The organism is Cohnella sp. CFH 77786, assembly GCF_019400745.1.
Classification (GTDB): Bacteria; Bacillota; Bacilli; order Paenibacillales; family Paenibacillaceae; genus Cohnella.
The window spans coordinates 1-5,163 of sequence record NZ_WJIB01000035.1 but is presented as its reverse complement, the minus strand read 5'-3'; the positions used below and the strand labels follow the sequence as shown (position 1 = coordinate 5,163).

At 43.3% G+C, this 5,163-nt stretch carries 5 protein-coding genes; 4 read left to right on the top strand and 1 reads right to left on the bottom strand.

The annotated features are described in order from the left end of the window. Window positions 1-844 precede the first annotated feature (844 nt). From GE107_RS26185 to GE107_RS26170, 4 genes are all read left to right on the top strand, one after another. Window positions 845-1,207, top strand: a complete 363-nt coding sequence (locus GE107_RS26185) for a hypothetical protein (RefSeq protein WP_219644644.1) — start codon at window positions 845-847, stop codon at window positions 1,205-1,207. A 398-nt stretch (window positions 1,208-1,605) separates the two neighbouring features. Next, entirely contained in the window at window positions 1,606-2,082 is a 477-nt protein-coding gene (locus tag GE107_RS26180; protein WP_219644643.1) for a hypothetical protein, read from the top strand. 236 nt (window positions 2,083-2,318) lie between these two features. Next, complete coding sequence (locus GE107_RS26175) at window positions 2,319-2,756, top strand: hypothetical protein (protein WP_219644642.1); 438 nt, start codon at window positions 2,319-2,321, stop codon at window positions 2,754-2,756. Window positions 2,757-3,492: 736 nt separating this feature from the next. Further along, entirely contained in the window at window positions 3,493-4,068 is a 576-nt protein-coding gene (locus GE107_RS26170) for a GNAT family N-acetyltransferase (RefSeq protein ID WP_219644641.1), read from the top strand. A gap of 275 nt (window positions 4,069-4,343) precedes the next feature. Here the strand turns inward: GE107_RS26170 and GE107_RS26165 are convergent. Continuing rightward, a partial coding sequence (locus GE107_RS26165) for a hypothetical protein (protein WP_219644640.1) occupies window positions 4,344-5,163 on the bottom strand: 820 nt, incomplete at its 5' end.

The following is a 5,163-nucleotide window of genomic DNA, read 5'->3' as shown; positions in this document are numbered from 1 at the left end:
CCCGAGGAATTTCGTGGAAGCAGAGTCAGGCGGACAACCCTGCGAACCTAACCGCGCCGCGGCCGCCCCGTTGGGGCTTAAGGTTCTCGGGTTCGTGAATACGAGAGACGTTAACTGAAATTCTCGAGAAGATCATTAAGAGGTCTTAGTTTATGGGCATTTCGATGATACATAAAGGTAAGGACGAATTTGCTGGTGCATTTCAATGCAGAAGGGTAAGGACGAATTTGCTGGGGCATTTCGACGATGTAGAAAGGTAAGGATGAATTTGTCGGGGCGTTTCGATGATGCAGAAGGGTAAGGACGAATTTGCTGGGGCATTTCGACGATGTAGAAAGGTAAGGATGAATTTGTCGGGGCGTTTCGATGATGCAGAAGGGTAAGGACGAATTTGTCGGGGCATTTCGATGATGCAATAGTAAAGGGCGTATTTACTGGGGCATTTCGATGATGCAGTAGTAAAGAGCGTATTTGCTGGGGGCATTTCGATGATGCAGTAGTAAAGTTCATTTTTCGGAGATATTTCGAAGAAGCCGAGAACTTCAGTTAACATTGCATTCACGCATCGGGTCGGCTTTCGCCGCCCCTCGGTCCGCCAGAAGCGATCGACAGAGGAGTTGTTTCAGGCGGACACACCTGCGAGGCTAAGTGGCTGCGCCACCCGGACCGGATTGATCCACATTTGGATCAATCCATGGAATCCTTAAGCCTCTCGGCGTCGTGAATGCGGGAACGTTAACTGAAACCTGGTCAAGAGCTTGTGTAATATTTTTTCATGGTTGAAAAGCAATTATGAACTAAGAATCAAACAAAATAATTCAAAGACGAAAAGGATAGCACAATCATGGAAAACGTACCGAATGTAGAGAAATTGGAATCAATAAGATCCTTACAATCGACAATCAACAAATCAGAAAATGCCTTGGCTAAGATGACTCAGGAAGGTGCAAGTACTACTTTAATAGAGAAACGACTCAAAGCTCATCGCATCGGAATTGCTATGCTAGAAAACGTTTGGAATCAAAGTCCACTTACTTACTCAAAGGAAGATATAACAGAAGCTCGCTATGTTCTTGTTGGTTTATTCCCATCACTTAAGAAAAATTATGCTAAGTCAAAGGAAGGCAGTCCTCAAAGAACGCTATTAGAAAGAAGAATAAAAGCATTGGAACTAGCTGTTCAAGCCATGGACGACTATACCAAATAATATTTCAACCTAATTGGAGACCAGGTAACGGTTGGTAAATAATATTAGACCGGGGTACCATCCAATCTTAAAAAGTCGGAACCATGGCCACATTCACCGGAATAATGAATCAATATGCTTTGAGCATCCAATATTACTACACAGAGTTTTTGAAGGTGTTTTCGAAGAGGGCCCAGGCATCAGATAACATCGTATTCACGCATCGCAGCCTTATGGCTGCTCGGTCCGCCCGAGGCATTTCGGGGAAGTGGGTCAGGCGGACAACCCTGCGAACCTAACCGCGTCGCGGCCGGCTCCTCCGGAGCCTTAAGGTTCTCGGGTTCGTGAATATGAGAGACGTTATCGGAAATCCCCGCAAAGGCTTCAAGCCTCAACTGCACTATAAAGGAGATTGTTGAATGAAGATACTATTATTTTTTATTACTCTCCTTTCCTTTTTATCAGGTTGTAAGACAGAAGATGAATTAATAATGTTTGAAACAAAAGAGAAAGCAATACAGAATTTCGTAGAAGAACAGTCTATTAAGGGGAAAATTCTCGAATTTGATTTAGGAGATGTTGAGAACATATTGTTAGTCCAACAAATGACAGATGTTTATTACTTAGGGGAAGTAATAAAAACAAAAGAGAAGTATTCAGTGACAAGAACTTCCTCTGGAGTAGACATAGGCAATACAACGGGAGCTATGTGGGAATTCAAAACTAACAAAGGCACTACATATACAATAAAAATATCAAAAGAAAATGAAGATAATGAATCAATTTACAATAAAGATTTAGGGTTATATATATCAATTGTCAAAGGACATAGAACATATGAAGACAGCAGATTAATCAATATATTAAAGGCGAGTGAAATAACCAGAATCCAGTAACTCTTCGAAGGCGGGGACTTCCGATAACATCATATTCACGCGTCGCATCCTTACGGCTGCTCGGTCCGCCCGAGGCATTTCGAGGAAGCTGAGCAGGCGGACAACCCTGCGAACCTAACCGCGTCGCGGCCGCCCCGTTGGGGCTTAAGGTTCTCGGGTTCGTGAATACGAGAGACGTTATACGAAATTCCCATGAATTAACACCTGACATGTACGTGCATGATTGGAGGAAATAAATGCTAACTGAAAATGATATTATATTTATAGTTAGAACTAAATTGATCGAAATGGACTTTGAAATATTGCAAACGCTAAATACTTTGCAAAAAGGCATAGATCTTATAGCAAAGAAAGAGCAATATACACTTTTTGTCGAAGCCAAAGGAGAAACAAGTGCTTCATCAACTACTAAAAGATATGGGTTACCCTTTAAACAGAATCAAATAGAAAATCATATATCCAAAGCTTTACTTGCTGCTTCTAAAATCATTACAGATCGCAAAGATGACCATGAAAAAGGGATCATCGGCGTAGGAATAGCATTACCGGATAACATAGGCCATAGGAAAGTCGTTAAGCAAATAACCCATGTACTAGAAAAGCTGAAAATAATGGTTTTTTGGGTTAAGTCTGATAACTCAGTCGAAATCAATGTAAACATAAAATCTTTCTGATTGTAATTCAAAGAAGATGGGAACTTCGTATAACATCGTATTCACGCGTCGGGCCGACATTCGTCGACCCTTGGTCCGCCCGAAGATTTTCGAGGAAGTGAATTCTGGCGGACAACCCTGCGAGGCTAAGTGGCGGAGCCACCCGGCGACTCCGTCGCCTTAAGCCTCTCGGGTTCGTGAATACAAGAGACGTTAGACGCAATTCCTGACAAGGGCTTTATTGAAGACCGAAGGCTAAGAGCTGTGTAAAATCAAGAACTATATAAGATCAAAGGCCGTATAAGATCAAAGGCGGTATAAGTCAAGAACGGTATAAGTTCAAGGACGATATAAGGTCAAGAACGATATAAGGTCAAGAAAGATATAAGGTCAAGAAAGATATAAGGTCAAGAAAGATATAAGGTCAAGAACGGTATAAGGACAAGAACGGCATAAGATCAAGGACAGCATAAGATCAAGGACAGCATAAGATCAAGGACGACTAAGGGCTTAGGTGATTGATTATTCGAAGATGTCAGGAACTGCGTCTAACATCGTATTCACGCTGCGGAGCCTTACGGCTCCTTGGTCCGCCGAGGCATTTCGATGATGCGAATCCAGGCGGACAACCCTGCGAACCTAACCGCGTCGCGGCCGCCCCTTCGGGGCTTAAGGTTCTCGGGTTCGTGAATACAAGAGACGTTATCTGAAATAATCGTAAAGGCGTAAAAACCCATTTAAATCAAAGGTGATCTATTTGTTAGATAAGACGCTTCCTTATTACAACATAATCATGAAGCGAAGAGCTGGACTTCCTTTTTCGCAACCGGAACTACCTGAGGGTTATTCTTTTACACTTTACTCTGCAGGAATGGAACGGAATTGGGCTGAGATAGAAACCTCTGTAGGGGAGTTTAATGACAAGAAGGAAGCTTTGGAATATTTTCGTAAAGAGTATTTAGCACATTCTGAAGAACTTCAAAAACGCCTGATCGTGATTGAAAGCCCTGATGGACATTACATAGCAACCATAACTGCCTGGTGGAATTATACTAACGGAAGAAGAGATCCTTCATTACATTGGCTTTCGGTCAAACCGGAATTTCAAGGATTAGGATTAGGTAAAGCCCTAGTCTATAAATGCCTCCAGATATTTGATCAAATCGAAGGAAAGAAGGACGTATATTTACATACACAGACATGGAGCTATAAAGCAGTAGGCTTATATCTATCAACTGGATTTGAATTATTGAAGACTGAAAGCTTTGGACACTACATTAATGAATACGAGAAGGCAGAGACAATAATAAGAGATCGAATAAAAGCTTTTTGATTGTTTCTCGCAGAAGACGATTACTTCAGATAACATCGTATTCACGCGTCGCAGCCTTACGGCTGCTCGGTCCGCCCGAGGCAATTCGAAGTCGTAATCCAGGCGGACAACCCTGCGAACCTAACCGCGTCGCGGCCGCCCCGTTGGGGCTTAAGGTTCTCGGGTTCGTGAATACAAGAACGTTAACTGAAATTCTCGAAAAAACCACTGTAAGGTGTGTATTTGCTGTGGCGTTTCGATGATGCAGTAGTAAAGAGCGTATTTGCTGGGGCGTTTCAATGATGTAGTACTAAAGGGCGTACTTGCTGGGGTGTTTCGATGAAGTAGTAGTAAAGGGCGTACTTGCTGGGGTGTTTCGATGAAGTAGTAGTAAAGGGCGTACTTGCTGAGGTTTTTCGATGAAGTAGTAGTAAAGGGCGTACTTGCTGAGGTGTTTCGATGAAGTAGTAGTAAAGCGTACTTGCTGGGGTGTTTCGATGAAGTAGTAGTAAAGCGTACTTGCTGGGGTGTTTCGAAGAAAAGTTCACTTTTTCAGATAATTCGAAGAAGCCGAGAACTTCAGTTAACATCGTATTCACGTGTCGTGCCGGCATTCGCCGTCCCTCGGTCCGCCCGAGGAATTTCGTGGAAGCAGAGTCAGGCGGACAACCCTGCGAACCTAACCGCGCCGCGGCCGCCCCGTTGGGGCTTAAGGTTCTCGGGTTCGTGAATACGAGAGACGTTAACTGAAATTCTCGAAAAAACCACTTTAAGGTGTGTATTTGCTGTGGCGTTTCGATGATGCAGTAGTAAAGAGCGTATTTGCTGGGGCGTTTCAATGATGTAGTACTAAAGGGCGTACTTGCTGGGGTGTTTCGATGAAGTAGTAGTAAAGGGCGTACTTGCTGGGGTGTTTCGATGAAGTAGTAGTAAAGGGCGTACTTGCTGAGGTTTTTCGATGAAGTAGTAGTAAAGGGCGTACTTGCTGAGGTGTTTCGATGAAGTAGTAGTAAAGCGTACTTGCTGGGGTGTTTCGAAGAAAAGTTCACTTTTTCAGATAATTCGAAGAAGCCGAGAACTTCAGTTAACATCGTATTCACGTGTCGTGCCGGCATT

Excerpts from the sequence above, each read along its gene's own strand:
- GE107_RS26185 (WP_219644644.1), top strand. The coding sequence starts at position 845 with ATGGAAAACGTACCGAATGTAGAGAAATTGGAATCAATAAGATCCTTA.
- GE107_RS26180 (WP_219644643.1), top strand. The coding sequence starts at position 1,606 with ATGAAGATACTATTATTTTTTATTACTCTCCTTTCCTTTTTATCAGGT.
- GE107_RS26175 (WP_219644642.1), top strand. The coding sequence starts at position 2,319 with ATGCTAACTGAAAATGATATTATATTTATAGTTAGAACTAAATTGATC.